The organism is Mesorhizobium sp. M6A.T.Cr.TU.017.01.1.1 (assembly GCF_004023115.1).
GTDB classification, from domain to species: domain Bacteria; phylum Pseudomonadota; class Alphaproteobacteria; order Rhizobiales; family Rhizobiaceae; genus Mesorhizobium; species Mesorhizobium mediterraneum.
Genome location: NZ_RZTA01000002.1, coordinates 1 through 23,105 on the forward strand (window position 1 = coordinate 1; position 23,105 = coordinate 23,105).

Genomic DNA, 23,105 nt, shown 5'->3' on the forward strand with positions numbered 1-23,105 from the left:
GCGGATGCGGTCGCTCTCGATAATGCGCGCGCCGGGCGGCGCGCCGACATGTGCGGCGAGTGCTTCGGCAACGGCCGTCTTGCCGGAACCACTCAAGCCGCCGATCGCGATCAGCCGAGGAGGCCTTGCCTGGAGAAGTGTTCGGGCAAGCTCGAAATAAGATCTGGCTTCGGCAATCAGCCCGCCGGAATCGGCACCGCCTTCCTCGATCTGGGTTGCGGTGACATGCGCGCGCACGGCAGCCCGCACCGCCATGAAGAACGGCAAGAGAATGAAGCCGTCCTCGTCGTCTGCTTCGTCGAGATAGCGGTTCACCACCAGGTTGGCGAGTTCCGGAAAGCCGCGATGCCAAAGGTCCATCAGCAGGAAGGCCAGGTCGTAGAGCACATCGATGCTGGCGATCTGGTCGTTGAATTCGATGCAATCGAAGAGGCGGGGCTCTCCATCGAAGAGACAGATGTTGCGCAGATGCAAATCGCCATGGCATCGCCGGATCTTGCCTGCGGATTCCCGCCGGTCGAGCAGTTCGCGATGACGGGCGAGGGCGGTGCGGAAAATCCCGGTGAATGCCTTGATCTCGGCTCCCTCGAAAACATTGCTGGTGGCAAAGCCGGCTTCGTTGATGTCGAGCACGCCTGACAGGTTCGAGAATCCACTGCCGTTGTGGATCTCCGGCGCGCCGCGATGATAGCGCACGATCATGCGCGCGACCGCCGTCATCAGCGCAGGCGTCAGTTCGCCACCGATTGCCATTCGATCGAGTAGCTTCGACTGATCGAAGCGGACCATCTCGATCGCTGCATCGACCAGTTTGCCGCTTCCGTCGCAGGCGAGCTTGCCGCCAGTCTCTCGCGTGATGCGCCGCACACCCAGATAGAGGCCGGGCGCGGTCTTGGAGTTGAGCTCCACCTCCTTCTCGCAAGCGGCGAGCCGCAGCACCGGGGTCGAGAAGTCGACATAGGGCAGCTTGACGGCTCGCTTGATCTTGTAGGCGCGCTGGCCAACCAGGAAGATACGCGAGATGTGGGTTTCGATCGTTTGGACCGGCCCGGTCTCGCCATACGCGGCAGGGTCCATCAACATCGCGGCCACGGATTCCTGATCCTCGACGATCATCGCATGCCTCTTGGTTTGTATCGAACCTTTGGAATCCGACGAGCGTGTTCGCTGAAATTCCGCGCCATCGGGCCCTTACTGCCGCAGCGTCTGGGTATAACCAGCCAAGTCACGGATGCGTTCCCTAGTGCGACTTCTCCCGGCGCCGATCGCATGTTCCGGCACACGTGGGCGCGTTAATAAGGATCGAATGATGCGCGGCGACGTTCTTCACTCAGCGCAAGGAACGCACCGAGCTGTCTCGCTATTACGACGATTGGACTTTGACGCAAAATCGGGAGCAGCCGCCATGGCTTTCAGGACGATACTTACCGTTACCGGGCCGAACACGGGAGACAACGATCTCAAACTCGCCGCCGACCTGTGCAACGAAATCGGCGCGCATCTTGCTGTTCTCGTCGTTGCCATTGCTGCGCCGCCACCAGTCGGAGAGTATGCCGCGGTGGTTTCAGAAGCCTGGCTCGAGGCGCGTCAGTCCGACGAGAATCTGTTGAAGAAGCGAGCTACTGCCGTATCGGCTTTTCTCGCCGGCAGGGCGCCTTTGGCCGATGTCTCCAGCGAATATCCGGAAGCCGGCTGGGCCGACGACACCATCGGCCGTCGTGCCCGCTATGCCGACATCACGGTTTTTGGACCGGAGTTGCTTGCCAACGAAACGCTGAAGAGCAAAACGATCGAAGGCGCATTGTTTTCGTCGGGAAAGCCTTTGCTGCTCATCCCCCAGGGATCGCGGCCGACACTGAAGCCGAAACGCGTGCTGGTCGCCTGGGACGCCCGTCTGGAATCATCGCGTGCCGTCCGCGAATCCCTCGACATGCTGGCAGGCGCCGATGAGGTGCACCTCGTCATGGTCGATCCGGTGGAGGACGAATACCACCATGGGGCGGAACCTGGAGCCGACGCCGCTGCCTATCTCGCGCGGCACGGCGTGAATGTCACGGTCGACCGGCTGCCCAGCTTGAACCATTCAGTCGTCGACGTGCTTCGCAGGCACGCGGTCGACATCGCCGCCGACCTGATGGTGATGGGCGCCTATGGTCATTCCCGGTTGCGCGAGCGCATCTTCGGCGGCGTCACCATCTCGATGCTTGAAGATCCGCCGATGCCGATCCTTATGGCGCATTAGCAATTTAAGGACTGAAGACGGTTGGGCCGACGCGATCCGCCGCGGGAAGAATCCGTCACGCCAGCTGCGGAACATTGGTCAGTCCGCCGGCCAGTGGCGAGCGAATCTCGGGAAAACGCTAAGTATTTGTTTTTTCTGGTCGGAGTGGCAGGATTTGAACCTGCGACCCCATCGTCCCGAACGAGCGTGTCGGCCAGCAAAAGCCCGGATTTCCGGCATTCCTCATCACGGCGGCGGCTCCTGTTCACCTTTGTTTTCCGGCTTATCTGTGGGGATGTGAGGAGTGACGGGAGCGTTCGCCTTCTGTGCCCCGGGCATTCGGACGACGTTTTTCGGTAGATTTCGCGAGCGCGCCTTGGAGACGATCGCTTCGGCGGCATCCGCCTGGAAGTCGGGGTGATGGTGGCTATAGGTCTGGATCAGCATCTCGACGGTCATGCCGAGGAAGCCGGCGGCCGCCCAAGGGTCCGAGCCTTGCTGCATCAGCCGGGGTCGCGGCCGTGTGGCGGAAGATGTGCGGGGTGACGCCGGATCGACGCCATCGACCAGCACGCGCCCAGCCGCGGCAGGCCAGCTCGCTTCGACACACCATACGTCAGAGGGGCATTCTTGTGGATGTTCATTCGGACCGTCCGGTGAGTGCTGAAGCTTGGTAACTCCAGTCTCCTCGGTTCGGTCCGAATGGACAACCTACAGAAAGCTCACAACTAGAGCCTGTTCCATCCCTGCATCGGGATGGAACTCCATCTCTTTTATTTGAGCATGATCTCCTCCGAAGACCGGGCTCCCGCTTTTTGCTACCCTGACCTACGGTTCGGGATCATGGCTTTGAGGTGTTGCTTATCCAGTCCTTGTTTGGCCACGGCGAACCCTCGCGGGATGTTGTTTCCCCGTGTAGGTCCTTCAGGTCACAAAGAATGCGCCTGCCGTAAGCGACAGAGCTGGAGAAAGGGTGGCGAACTGTGTTTGAGCTGCGCCGCCGATCCCGTCGCTGTCGAACGAGAGCGCCCCAGTCGAACTGTTGTAGATGATGTGGTCGGAGCTATCATGCGCGGCCTTGCCGGTAAAGAAAGCGTCCGATGAAAGCCCTCCCAACTTAAGCCCGGCAAAAATCGCGTCGTCGAGGTGGACTTTGTCCTGGGACTTGTTGAAGTCGGTGACCCTATCAATATTGCCGGCTCCAAGAGCGGTTTTGAAAACGAACGCATCGTTGCCGCCAAAGCCGCTCAACTTATCGGCACCGCCGCCGCCGTTGATGACGTTGGCGCCGGCATTGCCCTGGATGGTTTGGGCCAACTCGTTGCCGGTCAGGTTGATTGCCGTGGTGCCGGCGTCCCTCGTGGTGCCAAGGACTTCAACCGACGAGCCGGCTGAGAGCGCATAGCTCACAGAGGCCCACACCCTGTCTTGACCTTGGCCAGAGGCCTCGACCACCTTGTCGCCCGCGTTGTCGACATAGTATTCGTCGTTGCCGAGGTAGCCTGTCATCGTGTCGGCACCAGTTCCCTGAAGTACATCGGCGCCGCTGGTGCCGTACAAGGTGCCATCGCCGGTGCCGCCGGAAGGAGGGACAGTCCCAGACCCAGTCTCGGTCCCAGTCCCGGTCCCAGTCCCAGTCTCGGTCGAGCCAGTGGTCGGGGGAGTGACGTTCGCGCCCGTTACAGTGTCGCCGCTACCTGCCTTTTGATAGAGCTGCACCTCGTCGATCTGCATCTGCATCGACGAAGGGGTCGAGCTATCGAGAGTCGTATGCCATCCGGCCGCGTTCGAATTCGCGACCCCATTATTCATGATCAATTCCATCGGTTCATCCGGGATCGGGGCCTGTGCGCTGGTCACTTGCGCCATCTGGTGCCCATCGAGATACCAGGTGATCGATTCACCGGGCACCCAGTTGATCCCATACGTGTGGAAGCCGGCCGTGAGGTCGGTGCCGGTATCGATGCTGTTGCCGACCCACCCTGACGGCGAGTGGAGGTGCCAGGAGAACATCTGGTCTGCCGGCCCCGAACCGGTAAATCCACCCTCCTGTATATCGATCTCGAAATTGTCGCCGCTGCTGCCGGCGCCTTCGCCGGGCAACATCCAGAGGGCCGGCCATGCGCCATCGCCGCTCGGCGCCTTCATGCTGATCTGAAGATAGCCGCCATTGAATTCGAAGTTGCCGTAGCTGCTGACCGCGCCGGACGTGACCGGGTATGTCTGTGTCGTCCCCTGATTTATGCCGCTGATGGGCTGCTTGATCGCCGTGAGATCCAACTGCCCGTTGGTCACGGACACTTGGCTCGGCACATCGTAGTCGGCATAATACTGCGAGCCTGCGTTGCTTCCTCCTGATCCATTGCTATTCCATGGCCAGCCGTTGGCGGCATTGCTGGTGATGTAGGTATTCCAGTCGCTGTCGAGCGCCGTACCGGAGAAGGTTTCCTCGAAGACGAGATCGCTAGAGGCAAAGCCTGCGGGTGCGGAAAGAGTCATTCAGTGATCCTCTGTGGCGTTGAAAACAGCCGCGCATCGCCAAGGCGCACGACATATCGCATGCTCGCAGTTCGGCACCGCGAACGGATTTCAAAGTAGCGGAGATTTGGAAGTCCTCGCCCAGACATTATTGTCGAGCGAACTTAACGTTGAACTCGCCATAGAAGGTGAGTTTTGTCGACGGGAATGCTCATCAGGCCCTCGTCCTCGAAACCATAAACGGTGTCGCTGCAGACGGGCGCAAGGGGGTCAACGGATCGAGCCGTAGCCGGACAAAAGTCGAGCGCAGCTGTTCCGGCAGAAGTATCGCCGGGCTTGCAGTTTAGTATAATCACAGTAGAATCCTTAGTCGTTCCTGTTTTTTGTTTTCATTACGCCCACACCCCTAAGTCAAGCGCTGGTATTTCCGCTTTCTGGCTTACTCACGCACCGTCTTGTATCTACGTGAGTTGATCACTCGAGGACGATGTACGTAACCCAACCTGCCATATGCGGCGAGAATGAGGCTGGGCGAAAACTTATTAACACCTTCTAATGTAGGGGTGTGTCGAACGGCCGCACCGAAACAGCCTTCCGGACGTCCTACGAAAAACCGTGTCCGTCGGCTGAAATGTTGCGCTGGTTTGGGCGCCAGTGGTTCGAGCGGGTCGTTCGCATATGAGATCGTCGAGAAGGACGGCCGGGATGTCTTGCGATGCTGCGTGGCGGACGAGCCGTCGGAGCTATGGCTGGAGCTGCCGATCCCGATGTTCGACCGTGCCGTTTGCGCGGCAGATGCGCTTGGCCGAGGTCCGCCGTTGCGGCGTTGACTACGCTCCAGTCTCTACACGTGTTGCTGAGCGACGTCGCCGGCGGCACGGGGCGGCGATGTCCCGCATCATCCGCTTTCAATGATCGAAGATGGAACCTGGCACCGTTATCGAGCGCAGCCCAATGCAGGCTAGATTGACGCACCCAGAATTGGCCGTTTTCGTTCAGGACGCACAGCGATAATGCGGCATCGCTTGTCCCTGATCGGCGACAACATTCTACCGGCAGCGTCGCTGTGGAGTGAAGAGTTTGGTTCTTTCTTATGAGCTACCTCAGATGGGCCGCGTGCTTGAGGTGCCTCCCCCGGAAGCTTCGCAGCCGGCGGCTTGACTGGATCGAGGGTGTCGTTACATTTGTTTTGTTTTTATCCGGTTGCGCCCACTTTCTGAGGTGCGCGGTCCCTAACGTGCAGCCCGGGCAAGGGAGGAACTCTAGAACTCTGGAGCGACCTCAATGCCGTCCTAAGATCCGTTCATTCTCAAAATGTGAAATTCGATCAACTGGAGCGACTTAGGATTCCCCTTCTGGAACTGGCATTGGGGCCATGCAGAGATTTCGATCGCTGGTTGTTTTCATTCAAAGCAACAAAGCTATTGTTAGGTCGAAGTATTCGAAGAGGCAACTCAAGCGCACTGATGTGGGCAGAGATGATTTCAAGTAACGATCTCTATACCGGAAAAGACTATGCTGCTGCCAATCCGACTTGGCATGACGAAGATGGCGGTGTTAAGGCCGCGAACATCGCCAAGATCGTGCGCGCCAACAAAATCAGTTGCCAGAAAATCGTCGACACAGGTTGCGGGACGGGAGGCGTTCTGAATGCCCTTCTTCAACACGATATCTTCCGTGACTCAGTGGCTACCGGCTACGACATCGCTCCCTATGCTATAAATTTGGCGAAGCAGCGAGAAAGAAAAAACCTAAGATTTCACTGCGGCGACTTCCTGCAAACCAACGAAAATTACGATCTTCTTTTGTGCATCGATGTTTTCGAGCACATAGATGACTATATGGGCTTTCTTCGGAGGCTCAGAGGACGTTCAAAATACTATGCGTTTCATATTCCTCTCGATATCAGTATTGTCGGCCTTCTGCGCGGTCAGCACCTTAAGCAACGCAAGGAGGTCGGTCACCTGCATTACTTTGATCAGGCAACAGCTCTAGCGACTCTGCGCGACACAGGCTTTAAGATTATTGACGCACAGTACACTAGGACGGAAGATATCCTGCTGATCCATCCCGAATGGCGAACCACGACAGCCATCCTCGGTAACGCCGCACGGCGCATTGTCCGGACTATTGCCGGAGAGGATCTGTCGGTGCGCTTACTCGGCGGCGCCTCACTGATGGTCCTCACTAGCTGAGGTGGTGTTAGGCGTCAGAACAACCGACTCCAAGTGGTGGCAGCAAGGGAGATGGCGAGACTCGAGGGCGAGACGCTGCAGTATCGTATTTTGCTCGACGCCGGCGATCTTCAGCAATGTCGGGTGTTCCCGAGATCGGGTCGGCTTGCTCCTTGCGATCGCGCCGACCGCATGAATTCGCTATTCGCGGAACCTCGCCACGGTGCTTGCGCAGATGCCCATACGACCTCTTGCGCTGATACTTCAGCATGAAGCGACGTGGCAATTTGTAGTCTCGGCTGGTACTCAAACTCGTCCAGCGCGAACTGACCTTTTGTGTGCGTGGAGGCTCACGAAGGCAAAGTTGACAGTGGTCCCCGGAAAACGTCAAACTGCTACGGTCACCCGCAAGGCCGGGCGGATCTCGCATACTTTCAACGTTGATCGCCGTCCAGCGAGAAGCTCCGAAACTCGATTCCGAGTTGCTTGAGCCGCTCTACACCGGGAACCTCTGCCGCCGGGTGCACGAGCCCAAGGATGGAGTCGGATCGGAAGGGGAGGGGGACACGCAGGGCCTCAGCTGCCTTGAGGACGCCACTGACAAGCTGCCAGGGCACTGGGACGGCGCGCAGTGTTCTGCCTTGTGACGCGGCGATCTCTTTCATGAGCCGTCGGAACGGCACCGGTTCGGGGTTGGCCAGCCCTACCGGTTCCGGCAGGGGCATGTCCGACTCGGCAATACGCACCATGGCGGCTGCCAGGTCCGCCTCATGCACAGTGAACTGATGGGAGCGCGCCCCGATGAGAGGTGTGACCGGCAGGTTGGTGAGCTTGCGGAGCGCGCCCGCCATCCCGCCCCAACCGGGGCCGTACACCAGTCCGAGGCGGGTGGAGACACCTCCCAGACTGCTGGCGGTGCGCTCGCAGGCCAGCTTCGCCTGGCCGTACAACTGTCGGGTTCCCTTATAGGCGGACATCGAGGAGATAAAAATAACCCGGCGAACCCCTGCGTCGGCGGCATTGCGGAGGAGCTGCTGCGAGCCGGACACATTGACACCCCACACATCGCCGGCGCTGACGAGAGTCAGGTCCCATGCACCGTGGATGAGCACATCTAGGTCGCTGAATGCGGCCCCCGATGGCGGGCGCTTGATCTCGTATGGGCGCCACTCGGCGATGCCGACCATTGCGGCAGCAGATTCGGAGGTCACCCGGTTCGAACGGGCGAACGCGATGACCTCATGCCCTTCTTCGGCGAAGGCGGCACGCAGGATAGTCCCGACATATCCGTTGGCTCCGGTGATACCGACCCGCATTAAACCCTCACCCCGTCAGCTCCATCGCTTCGCAGGCGATGCGATGAGAATTGGCCATCACAGTCAGGGTAAAGGTAGTAGCTGGAACATTTGGGAAAACCGACCCGTCGATAAGATGGATCCGGTCCCAGCGCGCCAGCCGCCCGAGGCGGTCTGTCGTCGCCCTCCCAGTATTCCGCTCACTGGCGTGGGGAAAGCTGCCGCCAAAGTGGTAGCTCTTGGCCCCGCCCGACCACAACATCTGCGGTGTGACTGGCCACAAATCAAGGTAAGGTGCCGCCCTGCGGATCCGCTTTATTACGTCAGGCAGCATCGGAGGCACGTCTTTGCCCTTGACCTTGGCCTCGCTGAAGCCCTCCGAAGTGAGGGTGATCTGGGGTAGCTCATCAGGAGCTGCGGACATCTGGGCGGTGACCCGGACCTTGGGTGATGCCCAGGACGGCAAGTAGCCCAGGCCTACCGTCAACCGGCTCAGGAGCCGATCCGTCGCGAAGGCGGCGGCGGGATGTTGGAGGAAGCCGGGCAGCGCATCGTAGTATGCCTGGTTGAACGGATAGAAGTGAATTTGTGAGACATCGAAGCCCTCGTCGTCCTCGCCGATGACCATGTTGAACTGGTTGAGTGTGAACTCGCGCCTTGTACGTGGGTCGGGGGTCGGCTTCATGGACATCATTGGAAGAACGAACTGAGCCGATTCCGAAAGATGTACCGGCTGGTCCGATCCGAGCGAGCCCAGGATCAGCCGGGTGGTCCCGATTGGCCCGCAGCCCACGAAGACCCGGTCGGCTGTGAATCGCTGGATCCGGCCGCTGGACAGCTCCCGGGCGTGTACGACGGCCGTGTCGCCCTCCTGGTCGACTCGCACCGCGAGCAGCCCGCTGCGGTAGTCGATCCTCCCGCTGCGCCTGAAGCGATCGAAGCTGTGCGAGGCCGAAAAGATCAGCGACCGCGGGCACCCAGTCATGCATAGGCCGCAGGGCTGGCATCCGGGCGCTGAGAAGGCGAGCCGGGCGCGGCCTATGGTTATTCCCGTGGAGCGCACACGATCGCGGTGCCGGTCGTAATTGGCCAGGACCATCTGCGTCCGCGGTGCCAGGGGCGGAAGCGGGTCCGGGGATCCGATGAGCGGGAACCACTCCTCGAGATCGTCGGACTCTCCAGCGAAAGGAATGTGACCCAGGATCGTCCTGTAGTGCTCTTCCATGTCCGAGAAGTCGAACGGCCATCTTCTGAACGTGGCGGCGCTGAAGGGCATGATCTGGGCCCCCCAGACATTGCTAAACCCCCCGTAGGCGCTTGAGATGACAGCTGAGTTGACTCTACCCTCGCAGTGCACGCCGTCGAGCTGGCCCTTGTTGACAAACGGGAAATCGGATCCGTAGCTTCTTTTTTCTGGCAGCGAATCGGACTGGACCTGCTTGGGTTGCAGGCTGACCCGGCGGACGTCCTCCTCATCCCAGTCGTCGACACGCAGCTTGGACAGCCTGGAGATTACCTCCTGCGTCCCCGCGTCCAGCACGGTGCCCGGATCGAACACGGTTATCTTCTCGTCTGGCTTCTCGGACAGCGCCAACACGGCGGCGGCTGCAGCTGGACCCGAACCAATGATTATCGAAGACGGCATTTACTTCCCTCGCCCACCGGCTGCGCGGCTGTGTCCAGCATCTGCTTGGTTGCCTGTTGGCCCTGCCGGCGCAATCGCCGCGCCAACTCGATCCGGCCGGCGACGTGGCCTGCCGCGGCCAGCCCCACGCCAGCGATTATCGCCGCGGACCGGGCCAGCCCGTGGGCGTCACCCTTGGCCGCTTGCGAAATCCCCCGCGGTACGCCCTTGGTCAGCGCGTACCAGACGAAGCGGGCCTCTGCACCCAGTGTGGCGGCGTCGCCCATCTGGGCAAAGGCCTCGACCTTCCCCTTGTTGACGAAGAAGCAGCGGCGCCAGAAGTACTTCCAAGTCGGCCGTGAGGCGGGTACAAAGTGGCGGACGGTCGCCGCCGGTTCGTAGATGACCGCCTCACTGCCCTTGATATGCGCCACGCGGTGGCACATGTCCATGTCGTCGTGATTGTCGGAGTGGAACCCTCCCACCTGCTCGAGGAGGGTCCGCCGCACCGACATGTTGGCTCCTATGAGGTGAGCCAAAGGGCCTCGGCTGGTCGGAAGGCCGTCATAAGCGCATCCGAACACCCAGTCGAACTGCACAGGGAACCAGGCCGGGCGGCCAGCCTTGAAAACCGGTATGGGACGACCGCCGACGGCCCCGATGCGCTCATCCTGATACGGGTCGGTGAGAATCCCGAGCCAGTCCTTGTCGGCCGCTGCATCGTCATCCAAGAACGCCAGAATGTCTCCGGCAGCTATCTCGGCTGCCGTGTTTCGGGCCGACCCCAGGTGCCCGTCGTACTTGTTCTGGATCACCCGTATCGGAGGGGTGGATGCGGCGAAGTGAGCCCAGTACGCGGCACAACGGTGGAACAGGGTCTCATTATGGTCGATGCAAACGATGATCTCACAGGGTTGCAAGGTCTGCTCCTGAACCGAGGCCACCGACTGAAGCATCAGCTCCCATCTGTCCTCGGTGTAGGCACAGATAATCACCGAGATCGTGGGGGGGCGCGGGACCTGCTGGCGTTCGCTGGTGACGCCATCCTCGGTCTGCCCGGTTTTCGATCCAGGCTGACCGGTTGTGGCAACGGCAACGTCATTACCGCGGCGGGCGAGACCGATACTTAGGTTCCGGACGTGGCCCCGCTGGCCAACGCCAATCGGCGTACAGGATTGCGCAAGCATCAGAATACGCATCTAGGAATTCTCCCGACTTGAGCTGCCAATGTCTGCCCCAAGCTCTTCGATAGACGGTGCGATGGTCTTGGTTTTTGAAAAGCCAGACTTCCACGCGCTGGATTCGGCTTACCCGGAAGCCGGTTCTCAGCATAAAGAAACCACGAGGGCCGAGGTTTGCGCCACAGAGGCTCGAGGCGGCCGCCGACGCCAAGCACGCGCGGGTCGGCGTAGGGCATCAGCAACTCGTCCAGCCAGCGCTCATCGGCGATCGCATCGTCATCGAGAAACGCCATGACCGGCGCGGACGCCAATCCGGCTCCCGTCGTGCGACCTCCGCACAGTCCACGCACGTTGGTATTAGGTGTGACGACGACACCCTCGATCCCGCGCCGGGCGCGCTCCAAGAGCGCCTCATCGTTGTCGACGACGAGGATGATCTCGCGGGCCGGGCAGGTCTGGCGGCGCACCGACGCGATGGCCGCGTTCAAATCGTCCCAGCGATCGAGTGTGTCGGCGCAGATCACGACGGAGGCTTCGGTCATGGCAACTGCCGGCTGGTTTCTGAGGCCGGGCTGGTTTCGCGTGTCTGCGTCGCCCGAGCCGTGGCGGCTTTGAGGATGCTCCAGAGCGGACCTCCGTCGTTGTGAATATCGAACTTGTCATATTCGTCGACGGGATAGCGTCCGCTGTCCTGCCGCGACACCAGCCGCCACACCATCCAGCCGGCGCAGTTGCGCTCGCGCGTCAGCGTGTCGAGCCACATCGCGTAAGCCTGGGCAAAGTTCTGATTGGAGCGGGCATAGCCGAACTCCTCCAGAAGCACCGGCTTTCCGGCGCGAACTGCCAACCGGCAGAACTCGGTGATCAAGCTGTCGAACTGCTGGACGGTGAGCTTGTAGTAGAGCGGGTAGCCGTGCCAGGTCCCGAAATCGAGAGTCGGGATCGTCAGATCCGATAGCTTCGACTCGACGTTAGCGTGCCCTGAGGTGACGAGATGGTTGGGATCGAGCGACTTCACGTAGGCCGTCATTTCGGTGGTCCAAGCCAATCGTAAGGCCTCCGGCTGCGCATTGCCTTCGTTCATTAGCTCCCAGGCCATGATGGTCGGATCATCCCGGTAGGCGAGCCCGGTGAGCGGGTTGACTCGCTGCACGACGTGGCTGACCCAGGTCCTGTAGTCGCGCTTCGTGCGCGGATCCTGGAAGAAAAACTCCGACTTCTCTTTGCTGAGGTCGGTGTTGTACTGGCTCTGCACCCCTGGGGCGTCCCGGCTCCCATACCAGGCCCGCATCTGCTGGGCGCCGCCTGTGAAGGCCCAGAAATCCAGGACGGCGATGATCAGCCTCAGGCGTCGCTTGCCGGCCTCGGCGATGAGGAAATCAACCTTCTGCATGCCGTCGGCGCCGTCATTGACCGCCATCCTGTTTTGGCTCGGGTCCCAGTAGAGCAGGTACGTGCCCTTGACCGCGAGATTGCTGGCTTCGCCTTCAAGCCGCCAATCCCAGATCGTAGGCTTGCTTCCGTCGAGCGACCCGATCACCGGCTGGAGGAAGGTGCGGACCACATTGGCGCCCATCGCCACCGCGTCATCGAGAACGCGGGTGACCTCATCCGGCGACCCGTAGGTCAGATAGTGGTTGTTTACGCCGGTCACGAAGAACGGCCTGCCGTCCAAGGTGAAGTTCGTTCCGGAAGTCTTGATGAAGGACGTTGCCGACGGATCATCCGCGGCGCTCACGACTGCCGGAACGGACAGCAACGCGCACACCAGCACCCGCAGTCCGGCGTTGCGCAGCCTATTTTTCACTCGTTGCCAGCCGACAATCACCCGGGCATGTGGCTCTCGCCGGGCGCCGAGTGCAACAGCCCCGAAGGATTACCTCCTCTGACCTCGCACAGCCCGGGCGTCGTTCGGGCATAGTGGTGCTTGGCCGATTCCGGTCGCTCGAGTATAGACCCGTGCTGTCAGACATCGCTCCCAACCAAGAGTTCGGCTCCTCGTATTGGCGATTCCCCGCGGTAGTAATAGGTGGGAAGTATTCTCGCGCTGTGGCACGCGCCATCGCTTTCCATCTACCTCCCTGGCCCGCAGGCCCGCGGCGGAGTCTTGGTAAGGCGGATCGCCGCAGGCGGTTCTCGTCAAGCTGTGAGCCGGCGTCCTTTTGAAATCCGCGGTCAGAACAACAATGCGCATTTGCCTGAGTCTCGATCCATCGCGGCTACTTCGGTGGCACCTCTGGCTGGCAGAAGCGCTTGCTGAAGTGCCCGGCAACGAGGTCTCCTGCGCTTTGGCGGCCGGTCGCCGCCCGCTGCCGTTGACCTGCCGTCTGCTGCTCGAACTCGAACGACTGGTCTATGGCTTTCGCGGGAACGGCGCCACTGACTCCGTCGAGGCGGCGCTGCGGTCCCTGCCGCCGCCTCCGTCCGACCAAGTGGACGTGGTGATCGATTTGAGCGGAGAGGAGACGCGCCCGGCGGGGCTGCGCGTGCTGACGCCGCTCTTCAACGGCGTACCCGGCGAGATCGGCGTCATGGCGGCCGTGGCGAATGATCAGGACCTTCTCGTCGACCTGCACGACACGGCGCGCCCGTTGCGGCCGTGGATGGCCCGTCCGGCCAGTGTAGACCGTGGAGTGTTCTCAGCGAGTCTCGACAGCGTCCTCTCCTGCGCTGTGCTGCTGATCCTCAAAGTCTTGCGCGAGGAAACCGGTTCAGCTGCGTCCGGTGTCCCCGGTTCACGGACGGCCGTGCCTTCGCTTGGCGCATTTTCGGCGCTTGCAAGGGCGACCGGCACGGTTGCATCGAAGGCGATCGGGCTTTTGGACGTCCTGGCGAGGGGCGGCAGGATGTGGGGGATTGGCTGGCGCTTCGATGAATCGGCGAGCCTGCTCGACAAAGGCGAAGCGACCTTCCGGGTGCTCACCGGAAATGCCGACAGCTATCTTGCCGACCCGTTCCCGTTCCGGCACCAGGGGCAGGATTTCATCTTTGTCGAACAGTACCTCTACTCGAAGAACCGGGGGTGCATTGCGGTCGTGACAGTGAACCGGGACGGGACCGCCGGCGCATCCCGGATCGTCGTGGAGGAACCGCATCACCTCTCGTACCCGTTCCTGTTCGAGCAGGATGGGCAGATCTGGATGATCCCCGAATCGGGGGCGGCCAGGAATGTCAGCCTCTACCGGGCAGTGGAATTCCCTTACCGGTGGACGCGGGAGGCCTGCCTCATGGAAGGCATTGAGGGCTACGATACCACGCCGCTCTGCCATGCGGGCGGCTTTTGGTTTTTCGTCAGCCCAAGGCTGTGGAGGTCCACGTCCTGGGATGCCCTCAGCCTCTACCGTGCCGAGAGCCTGACCGGGTCTTGGATGCCCCATGCCGCCAACCCCGTCCTGCTCGATGCCAGGCTCAGCCGCCCCGCAGGCGCCGTCATCCGACACGGCGGACGCACGCTACGCCCGGTCCAAGACTGCGCGCGCGGTTATGGCGGCGCGGTGACGTTCTGCCAGATCGATGCGCTCGGCGTGTCGGAGTTTGCCCAGACCCCGGTCGGTCGCATTTGGTCCGGAGCGTTGGGGTGTCACACCTACAACCGCCGGTCTGGCCTGGAGGTGATCGACCTGTTCGGGCATATCCGGGGTTTGCGAGAGGTCACGACCTCCTATCGTTTGCTGGTACCCGACGCGCCGGTCTCGGGACCGCGTGGGGTCTCGGGACCGCGTGGGCAGTCCCTCTCTTGGCCGGTCTCGTCCGGCTAGCTACCCGTAGCCAGGCGGTCGAGCGCAAGGTACCCCGCCTGCGAAGGGCCGGGCGCGCTCGACCCTTCTCGGGCACAGAATAAGCTCGGAAATCACGGCCGAGTGAAGGAGCGAGCCCACCTGCACATCGCAGCTTCTGGCCAGTGGCAATGTCAGCGTTGCGCTGGACGTTCATTTCTTCGCCCCGACGGCTCGCTCAGTAGAAATTGTCGCTTGTGAGCTAGTGCCGGCCGCGGGTCGATGGATGTCCTCGCTGGCGTTGAAGGTGGCCCCAGAGGTCTAAACGGGTTTGGCAACGCTGCCAACACAGCTGCTGAAGATGATCGGTGCCGCTGCCGTGCTATCCGCGCTGGTGGTATGGGCTGGAAATAACCTGAAGGGATACCCCAAGAGAGCTAATCATCTATTGTCTTTTCCTAACCATCCATCGTCCTTCCATTTAAGATATGCATCAGTAATGCTCGCATAACAAACTAAGATTAGGGGGCTGCAAGCGTACCGATCTTCATCTCATCTTCATTTTATTATGGCCGGGAGTCCGCATATGGTTGGATCAAGCACATCCGTGGATGTGGCGGTCATTGGATCTGGCCCCCACGGCTTGTCGCTGGCCGCGCATTTGCGTGCGCGCGATGCGGAGCACCGGACGTATCACCCGGCCCATCATCTCGCCCGATACCTATCGGCAGTCCTGGCGCGCTTCCAGCCCGCCCCCTGGGTCCCATCGTACGACCTCAAAGCGCTGCCATGAACGCCCGTCTTTCCAGCATTGTCGCCCCAATCGGTGCCGCATCGCCGCCTGACCCGATCGATTTCGCGCTGCGGCGATCGTTGACTCTGCCTCGAGTCAGCTTCGTCGTCCCGACGCTCAATGAAGCCGAGAACCTCCCTTGGCTTCTGCCGCGCATCCCCAACTGGGCGCATGAGATCATTATCGTGGATGGTCGTTCGACCGACGACACGGTCGCGGTCGCGCGCCGCCTGCGCGAGGACGTGAAGGTTGTCATGGAGCCCCGTCGGGGCAAGGGCGCTGCACTGCAAGCGGGATTCCTGGCCGCCACAGGCGACATCATCGTCATGCTGGACGCCGACGGCTCCATGGTCCCGGAGGAGGCGATCGTCTTTGTAAGTGCGCTGATGGCCGGCGCGGATCTCGTCAAGGGTTCACGTTTTATCCAGGGCGCCGGCACCGACGATATGTCCCTGGTCCGGATGTTCGGCAACAGGGGGCTGACCCTTTTCGTGCGGCTGCTCTATGGCGGTTGGTACTCCGATCTATGCTACGGATACATAGCCTTCTGGACCAAACACGTCGCCACGCTGGACTGCGATTGCGATGGGTTCGAGATCGAGACGCTCATCAACGTGCGGGCCTTGAAGAACCACCTCAATATCGTAGAGGTGGCGAGCTTCGAGGCTCAGCGCATCAGCGGTGTGAGCCATCTGCGCGCCATGCCGGACGGCTGGCGCGTCCTCAAAACCATCCTGCGCGAGAGGATACACCAACAGCGCAGGCGGAGCGCGACAGCCTGTGTTGTCGGTGGACAGACCTGATGCGAATCCTGATGGTTGCCGCCCGCTGCTACCCCCTCATAGGCGGCATCGAAACTCACATCCAGGAAGTCGGCCCCCGCTTGGTAACGCTGGGCCACGCCGTCGACGTGCTCACCACCGATCCCTCGGGGGAGTTGCCGGTTGAGGAGGAGGTGCGCGGCATGCGCGTCCGGCGCGTGCGGGCCTGGCCGAGGGAGCTGGACCTCTATTTTGCGCCCCGCATTTATACCGCGATCCGGCGCGGGACTTGGGATCTGATCCATTTCCAAGGTTACAACACCTTCGTGGCGCCGATCGGACTGTTCGCGGCCGTGCGCGGGGACCTGCCGTTCATCCTGACCTTCCATAGCGGCGGGCATTCCTCCCGGCTGCGCAACACCGTGCGCGGCACGCAGCACGCGCTGCTCCGGCCTCTGGTGGCCCAGGCCGCGCGGCTGATTGGCGTCTCCGAATTCGAAGCCAGCTTCTTCAGCGGGAGGATGGGCGTGCCACGGGAGCGGTTTGTCGTTATCCCGAACGGCGCCGCGATGCCAGCTCCGAGCCCCGGCATCAAGGTCGATCCGCACCTGATCGTCTCGGGCGGCAGGCTGGAGCGCTACAAGGGCCATCACCGGGTGATTGGGGCCTTGCCCGAACTGATCCGCAGGGTGCCAGACGCGCGACTGCACGTCGTCGGTACAGGCCCGTATGAGAGAGAGTTGCGGCGCCTCGTCGCGATGCTAGGCCTCGAGAAGCGGGTCACCATTGCGGGTATCCCCGGATCCGAGCGGCAGAAAATGGCAGACCTTCTGGCGAGGGCTGCGCTGTTCGTGCTGTTCAGCGACTACGAAGCCCATCCGATCGCCGTAATGGAAGCCCTGTCGCTGCGCCGTCCGGTCCTTGTCAGCGACACGTCCGGTCTGCGGGAGCTGGCCGCCAAGGGCCTGTGCCGGGCGATTCCGCCCAACGCCGGTCCGAAAGAGTTGGCCGCCGCCATGGCCGACGAGCTAAAGGCCCATCGGGAGGTCCCGGATTTGGCGCTACCGGACTGGGATGCCTGCGCTCAAGCGCTGAGCGACGTTTATTGTGATGTCCTGAGCAGCCGATCCGTGGTCCGCTTGCCCCCCGGCGGCGTGATGTCGTGGCCTCCTGCGACGGGGGTATGAGGCTGATGATGCCGGCTCATTTCACCGCGGGAACCAGGATCAACCCGCTCCGGGCCGGGATACGATTCGTCTCGGCCGTTATCGGCCCCGACCTTCGCGACGGCGGCGCCGATGCCCCGTCGCAACGCGCCAATTCCGGGTGGATCGCGGTTCTATGCCTGACGATCGCCACGGCTCTACTCCTGGTCGTGGCCGGGCACGCGGCCGGGCGCCGGGGCTATGACGTGGCGCCGCTGCTCTTCTGGTCCGGTGTCGTCCTCCTGGTCGTTCCGACCAGCCTTCGCATCACCTGGCCGATGGTAGCCCGGGGTGAGCGCTTGTTCCTCCTGTTTCTGCTTGCCGAAGCCCTGTTCTACTACAAGACGGTCTATTCCCCGACGAGCTTCATCAATCACGACGAGTTCTTGCACTGGATCGCAGCCGACGATCTTATGACGGCCCGCCGGCTATTTCTGTCCAACCCGCTTTTCCCAATCGGGCCAACGTATCCCGCCCTGGAAATCCTGACGACGGCGATCGTCAATCTGACGGGCTTGCCATTGTTTGCGGCGGGGACTCTATTGTTGGCCGTCCTCAGGGGCACGTTCATCGGTGCCCTGTTTCTGTTCTTCGAAAGCATCACCGGATCGCCGCGCATCTCGGCCATCGCCTGCCTGGCCTATATGGGCTGCTCAACCTTCGTCCTGTTCGAGTCGATGTTCTCCTACGAGAGCCTCGGCATCGTGCTGTGCGTGCTGGCCTTCGCGGTCGAAGCAGCGTCCAAGGATCTCGTCGGGCGACCGAGACTGAAGGCGCTCGGGCTGATTGCCTTGCTGTTGGCGAGCCTCGCGGTCACGCACCACCTCTCGGCCACTTTCACCGCCACCTACTTCGGAGCGCTGGCGGCCCTCGAGGCTTTGCGCCGGCAGGGGCCCTTGCGGATTGGGGCCAGGACCGCCGCGGGCTTCACGGCGCTTCTGGCTATAGCCCTGCCGTCCCTTTGGGTGCAGGCCCGTGGCATCCCTCTCACAGGCTATCTCGGCCCGATGGTCGAATCCGGCTTCGACACATTGCTCGGGAAGATCCTGGGCGCGCCCACTCCACGGTCGGAGTACCCCGGAGCGCCGGACAAGGCCCTCTACATGCGGCTGACCACCTTGCTGGCGATCCTGCTGTTGGCACTCGGCCTGGCAACGGGATTCTTTCGGTCGCTGGCCATGGCAGCGCCGAGTGGTGCGCGGTCGGGTTGGCGTCCGATCCGGGACATTCTCAAACGCCGCTGGCGCGACAGCCGCCTCGTGCTCCTCGCCTTGCTGGCTTTCGGGCTCCCAGTCTCGGTGGCCTTCCGACTGACCATCGCCGGATGGGAAATCGGCAACCGCATGGGAACGTTCGTGTTCATCGCCGTCGGGCTGGTCGTCGCGGTGAGCATCGTCCACTTCTGGCAGGGCCGCACGCCACGCGGGTGGCGCCGCATCGCACCGGCCGTCGCTCTGGCGGTCATCGTCCTGGGCGGCGTCGCGAGCTCTACGATTAATCCGATCCATGGGCGCTACAGGGTGGCGGCAGATCAGGCATCGATCGAGCCCATGGGGATCGAAACGGCACGCTGGGCCAAGGAATGGCTCGGTGCCGGCAACCGCTTCACCTCCGACCGCATCAACCGCCTTCTGCTTGCGAGCTACGGCCGGCAGGACGTGAGGGTCAGGATCATCGAAGGCGTCTATTCCGCGCGCATATTCGAGGCCGAGACATTGGGGCCCGACGAGTTTTGGGCCTTGGCGCGAAGCGACATCGATTTCCTGATGATTGACCTACGCCTGACGACGGCTCCCCCGGTGCTCGGCTTCTACTTCGAGCCGTGGCAACGGCAGGGAACGCCGCTCTCGGGCGCAGAGCTGCTCAAGTTCAATGACATCAAGGGCGTCACCCGCATCTACGACAACGGCTGGATCGTCATGTATGACGTGAGAGGATTGCATGAGAATTTGTAGCAAGCTGGACCTTCTGGCCGCGTGCCTGTGGGCGGGGGCCGCGGTGGCGGCTGTTGCGGTCAGCGACAGCTTGCTCATCCGTACTGCCCTGGGCGCGCCCATGGTGTTCCTCGTCTCGGGCCACACGGTGCTGCGGGCCATTGGCGTGAGGACCGGCTCCGCGTTGCAACACTTCGTCTACGCGGTCGGAGCAAGCCTCGCCGCCGGCATCGCCGGGGGATTTGCCCTGAACGCCGCGGGCTCCCTTACGCCGCTCGGCTGGGCGCTGTGGTTCTGGGCCGTGACGGCCGCCGCGGCACTGGTGGCCGCCGGCCGCCGCGACACTCCCGATCTGCCAGCCTGGCCGGCTCCGGCGCGGGTCCGGCTCTGGCAGGGGGCCGCGTTCATGCTAGCGCTGCTTGTGGCGACCGGAGCCTATGCGCTGGCCGTCCGGGACGAAGCGGCCTACCGGGAATTCAAATACACCGCGTTCTGGTTGTTGCCGTCGGCAAGTGGCGAGTCCGGCCGGATCACCGTCGGCATCAGGAGCGCCGAGACTCAACCTCAGCTGTTCGACCTGGAAATCACCCTCGACGGGCAACCGTTCGCCATCTTCCGATCGCTCACCATCGCGCCGGGCGAGACCTGGGCGCGGGAGATCCCGGTGCCCGTCTTGGCCACCCCGCAGAAGGCAGATGCCCGGCTCTATCGGCCGGAAGACAACCGACTCTATCGCAGCGTTTCGACGCTGGTGCCGCACATCTGAAACGGAGCCCGACCATGCGCATCCTGCTGCTGTCGCAGTTCTATCCTCCGGTGATCGGGGGAGAGGAGCGGCACGTCCGCAACCTCGGCGCGGCGTTGGCGCAGCGGGGCCATCACGTGAGCGTCGGCACCTTTATGCATCCCGGATCGCCCGAAACCGAGCTGGACGGCGCGGTCCGCGTGCACCGCCTGCGCGGCACGCTCCAGCGCCTGTCAGACCTCCACAGCGATCCCGAGCGCCGCCACGCACCACCCTTCCCGGATCCCGAACTGGTGCTAGCCCTGAGGCGGCTGGTCGCCCAGGAGAGGCCGGACATCGTCCACGCCCATAACTGGATCTACGCGTCCTTCCTGCCGCTCAAAGTTCTGAGTGGGGCACGCCTCGTGGTCACGCTCCACGATTACGGCCTTGTCTGCGCCAAGAAGAACTTCATGCACTTGGGCACCCATCTCTGCGGTGGCCCAGCACTGGCGAAGTGCCTGCCCTGCGCTGCCGGGCATTACGGGGCCGTGAAGGCAGCCGTGACCACGTTTGGCAACTGGGGGTCGAGCTTCGCCGCCCGGCGTGTGGTGGACCGTTTCATCGCGGTGAGCCACGCGGTGGCGCGTCACAACGGCCTGACCCAAGGCCGCGCCCCCTACGAGGTCATCACCAATTTCGTGCCCGACGATGTCGAGCAGCTTGGCCCGGAAGATCCCTGCCTGCGGGAGCTACCCGGGGATGGATTCATCCTGTTCGTCGGCGATATGATGCGCCTCAAGGGCATTGACGCTCTCCTGCAAGCCTATGCCGACCTCGAGCGCGCGCCTCCGCTGGTCCTGATCGGGCGCCCGCTCGCCGATACACCGACTGAGTTTCCGCCGAACGTCCATGTGTTCACCATGTGGCCTCATTCCGCCGTCATGCACGCATGGCGGCGCTCACTGTTCGGCGTGGCGCCATCGGTCGGGCTGGAACCCTGTGCGACCGTCATCATGGAAGCGATGGCGTCCGGCAAGGCCGTCGTCGCAACCGACGTCGGAGGCATGCCCGATATGATCGATCACGGCGAAACGGGGCTTCTCGTGCCGCCCGGTGATGCGTCAGCCTTGGCCCACGCGATGCAGACACTTCTGGAGGACCGCGCCTTGCTTGCCCGCCTGGAGGCGACAAGCCTCGCCAGGGTTGGGCGCCTCAAGGCCGGAGCGGTCGTGACCCGGATCGAGCAGGTCTACCGGGACGTCCTGCGCCCAACCGCCAGCAGGTCCGCGGTGCCGGCGCACCAAGGTTCGGGAGAGCCATCATGCCGGTAGGCCTCGTCGGGACGGCCACTATTCGCGCCCGACGAGAGCTTCGAAAGAGCGCCGCGCTCGTTCTGAATTCCGGCGCTCTGGCGATCGGAACGATTGCAGCGGCCGGTCTTGGGTTTGTCTATTGGTGGCTCGCCGCCCGGCTGTTTCCGCCGGAGGTGATCGGCAAGGCCTCCGCCCTCCTGTCCGTGATGGGCCTCGTCGGTCTGCTGGGGGAGGCCGGGCTGGGGACCTTGCTGATGGGGGAGATCGTCCGGCATCCCGGCAAGGAGCGCGGCCTCGTGGCCGCAGCAGCGTCCGTCGGGGTGGCGCTGACGGTCGGCCTGGCCTTGTTGTTTGTCTTCGAGGAGGCGCACCTCAATAGCTCGACCGGGCTGATCGGCGGCTGGTTCGTGGGCGCTGCGTTCGTCCTCGGCTGCGGCCTGACTGGTCTCAGCATGGTGGGCGATCAGGCGCTCGTCGGCCACTTGCGGAGCAGCGGCAAGATGATCCGGCAGGTGCTGTTCTCCGTGGTCAAGCTGATGCTGATCGCAGCCCTCGCGGCTGCCGGCTACGCCTCCAATGCCGCGATTCTTCTGTCGTGGGTGGCCGCGCTGCCGGCGTCCTGGATCGGCTTTGATCTCCTGACCCGGGGCGGTGCGCGTCGCCTCGTTGGGCGCCCCGATTTCCGGCTGCTCCATACGCTTCGGCGCAAGGTATTCGGTCACTACGCGCTCGATGTGGCCGCACAGGCCCCGGGCGTCATCATGCCCTACCTTGTGCTGGTTCTCCTGTCGCCGACCACCAATGCCGCCTTCGTGCCGTTGTGGATGCTGGTCTCCATGGCCTCATTGATTCCCGCAGCCATGGCCACGGTGCTGTTCCCCGTGGTCAGAGCAAGCCCGAAACAATCCAGGCACGATATCCTTTTGTCGCTGACGGCGTCATTGCTCTTCTCACTGGTCTGCGCCGCCTTCATCTTCACCTATTCGCAGGAGATCCTTGCGGTCTTCAATCCCGTCTATCCTGAGATCGCCGGTTCGAGCCTGCGCTTCCTCGGCTTCAGCCTGTTGGGATCAACGCTCAAATTTCATGCCTGTACGCTGGCGCGGTTGCGCGACAGGATGCGCAAGGCATCTCGCTGGTTCGCGCTTGGCGGATTGCTGGAGCTGTGCTTCGTGGTCGCGGGGGCGAAGCTTGATGGACTTCAAGGCCTGGTCCTAGGCTGGACGCTCGCCGTCAGCATCGAGGGTGCATGTGCGGCCCTGATTTTGGCCTTCGCGATGAAACTGGATTCTGCCGCCGGCCCCGCGCACGAACGACCGACCGCGTCGCCGCTCCAGACTTGAGGAGACACCGATCATGGCGCTGGGTTATCGACCGCAATTAGATGGCCTGCGGGCCATCGCGGCCGGACTCGTCGGCGTCGAGCACTTCGGCGGGCCGCGGGTCAGAACGCACTTCCCCATCGGGGCGGGAGCGCTGGGGGTCCAACTGTTCTTCGTCCTGAGTGGCTTCCTGATCACGCGCAACTTGCTGTTCAGACTGGAGCAAGCCCCTGCGGGCGAAGTCATCCGCAGGTTCTTCCCTATAATTCGATCGGCGACCCGGACAAGGCACGCCAGCTCTTGGGATTTCAACCAGAACATCTCTAGCAGCAGACTGGCTAAAACCTTTGTTACATAGGCA

18 protein-coding genes are annotated in these 23,105 nt (G+C 62.5%); 10 read left to right on the plus strand and 8 right to left on the minus strand.

Annotation, left to right across the window (positions count from 1 at the left end; all coding sequences use genetic code 11):
* A partial coding sequence (locus EOB36_RS00785) for a phosphotransferase (RefSeq protein ID WP_245467549.1) occupies positions 1–1,083 on the minus strand: 1,083 nt, incomplete at its 3' end.
* 322 nt (positions 1,084–1,405) lie between these two features.
* Here EOB36_RS00785 and EOB36_RS00790 point away from each other — a divergent pair.
* Positions 1,406–2,242: a universal stress protein gene (locus tag EOB36_RS00790; RefSeq protein ID WP_126102964.1), complete on the plus strand. Its 837-nt coding sequence runs from the start codon at positions 1,406–1,408 to the stop codon at positions 2,240–2,242.
* Between the two features lie 225 nt (positions 2,243–2,467).
* Here EOB36_RS00790 and EOB36_RS00795 read toward each other — a convergent pair whose 3' ends face one another.
* Entirely contained in the window at positions 2,468–2,794 is a 327-nt protein-coding gene (locus EOB36_RS00795; RefSeq protein WP_206637130.1) for a hypothetical protein, read from the minus strand.
* 351 nt (positions 2,795–3,145) lie between these two features.
* Positions 3,146–4,720, minus strand: coding sequence for a family 16 glycosylhydrolase (locus tag EOB36_RS00800; protein WP_095486488.1), 1,575 nt, complete (start codon positions 4,718–4,720; stop codon positions 3,146–3,148).
* Positions 4,721–6,177: 1,457 nt separating this feature from the next.
* On the opposite strand from EOB36_RS00800, the gene EOB36_RS00805 reads away from it, so the two are divergent.
* Positions 6,178–6,894 (plus strand): class I SAM-dependent methyltransferase, encoded by a 717-nt coding sequence (locus EOB36_RS00805; RefSeq protein WP_245329929.1) that lies wholly within the window; start codon positions 6,178–6,180, stop codon positions 6,892–6,894.
* Positions 6,895–7,307: 413 nt separating this feature from the next.
* Here EOB36_RS00805 and EOB36_RS00810 read toward each other — a convergent pair whose 3' ends face one another.
* The 5 genes from EOB36_RS00810 to EOB36_RS00830 are packed head-to-tail and all read right to left on the minus strand — an operon-like array spanning position 7,308 to position 12,801.
* Positions 7,308–8,189: an NAD-dependent epimerase/dehydratase family protein gene (locus EOB36_RS00810; RefSeq protein WP_126102962.1), complete on the minus strand. Its 882-nt coding sequence runs from the start codon at positions 8,187–8,189 to the stop codon at positions 7,308–7,310.
* A 7-nt stretch (positions 8,190–8,196) separates the two neighbouring features.
* Positions 8,197–9,813 carry a GMC family oxidoreductase gene (locus EOB36_RS00815; protein ID WP_128284076.1) on the minus strand — a complete coding sequence of 539 codons (1,617 nt, stop codon included), beginning with the start codon at positions 9,811–9,813 and terminating at the stop codon, positions 8,197–8,199.
* Complete coding sequence (locus tag EOB36_RS00820) at positions 9,798–10,991, minus strand: glycosyltransferase family 2 protein (RefSeq protein ID WP_206072975.1); 1,194 nt, start codon at positions 10,989–10,991, stop codon at positions 9,798–9,800. The genes EOB36_RS00815 and EOB36_RS00820 overlap by 16 nt, the downstream gene beginning before the upstream one ends.
* A complete protein-coding gene (locus tag EOB36_RS00825; RefSeq protein ID WP_128284077.1) occupies positions 10,979–11,515 on the minus strand; it encodes a glycosyltransferase family 2 protein in 537 nt (178 codons plus the stop codon). The genes EOB36_RS00820 and EOB36_RS00825 overlap by 13 nt, the downstream gene beginning before the upstream one ends.
* Positions 11,512–12,801: a cellulase family glycosylhydrolase gene (locus EOB36_RS00830; protein ID WP_245329930.1), complete on the minus strand. Its 1,290-nt coding sequence runs from the start codon at positions 12,799–12,801 to the stop codon at positions 11,512–11,514. The genes EOB36_RS00825 and EOB36_RS00830 overlap by 4 nt, the downstream gene beginning before the upstream one ends.
* Before the next feature lie 358 nt (positions 12,802–13,159).
* Between EOB36_RS00830 and EOB36_RS00835 the strand changes: the two genes are divergently transcribed.
* The 8 genes from EOB36_RS00835 (at position 13,160) to EOB36_RS00870 (ending at position 23,102) form a co-directional block, all read left to right on the plus strand.
* Positions 13,160–14,731, plus strand: a complete 1,572-nt coding sequence (locus EOB36_RS00835; protein WP_095486495.1) for a hypothetical protein — start codon at positions 13,160–13,162, stop codon at positions 14,729–14,731.
* 747 nt (positions 14,732–15,478) lie between these two features.
* The gene (locus EOB36_RS00840; RefSeq protein WP_095486496.1) at positions 15,479–16,285 is read left to right on the plus strand and encodes a glycosyltransferase family 2 protein; all 807 of its coding nucleotides are present in this window, start codon (positions 15,479–15,481) and stop codon (positions 16,283–16,285) included.
* On the plus strand, positions 16,285–17,430 hold the full coding sequence (locus EOB36_RS00845) for a glycosyltransferase family 4 protein (protein WP_128284078.1): 1,146 nt from the start codon (positions 16,285–16,287) through the stop codon (positions 17,428–17,430). Before EOB36_RS00840 ends, EOB36_RS00845 begins: the two co-directional genes overlap by 1 nt.
* Positions 17,431–17,435: 5 nt before the next feature.
* The gene (locus EOB36_RS00850; RefSeq protein ID WP_164897419.1) at positions 17,436–19,403 is read left to right on the plus strand and encodes a hypothetical protein; all 1,968 of its coding nucleotides are present in this window, start codon (positions 17,436–17,438) and stop codon (positions 19,401–19,403) included.
* Positions 19,390–20,148, plus strand: coding sequence for a hypothetical protein (locus tag EOB36_RS00855; protein ID WP_126102956.1), 759 nt, complete (start codon positions 19,390–19,392; stop codon positions 20,146–20,148). Before EOB36_RS00850 ends, EOB36_RS00855 begins: the two co-directional genes overlap by 14 nt.
* A gap of 14 nt (positions 20,149–20,162) precedes the next feature.
* Positions 20,163–21,440: a glycosyltransferase family 4 protein gene (locus EOB36_RS00860; RefSeq protein WP_128284080.1), complete on the plus strand. Its 1,278-nt coding sequence runs from the start codon at positions 20,163–20,165 to the stop codon at positions 21,438–21,440.
* Positions 21,431–22,765: a hypothetical protein gene (locus EOB36_RS00865; RefSeq protein ID WP_095486501.1), complete on the plus strand. Its 1,335-nt coding sequence runs from the start codon at positions 21,431–21,433 to the stop codon at positions 22,763–22,765. The genes EOB36_RS00860 and EOB36_RS00865 overlap by 10 nt, the downstream gene beginning before the upstream one ends.
* 13 nt (positions 22,766–22,778) lie before the next feature.
* Positions 22,779–23,102, plus strand: a complete 324-nt coding sequence (locus EOB36_RS00870) for an acyltransferase (RefSeq protein ID WP_095486502.1) — start codon at positions 22,779–22,781, stop codon at positions 23,100–23,102.
* Positions 23,103–23,105 lie beyond the last annotated feature (3 nt).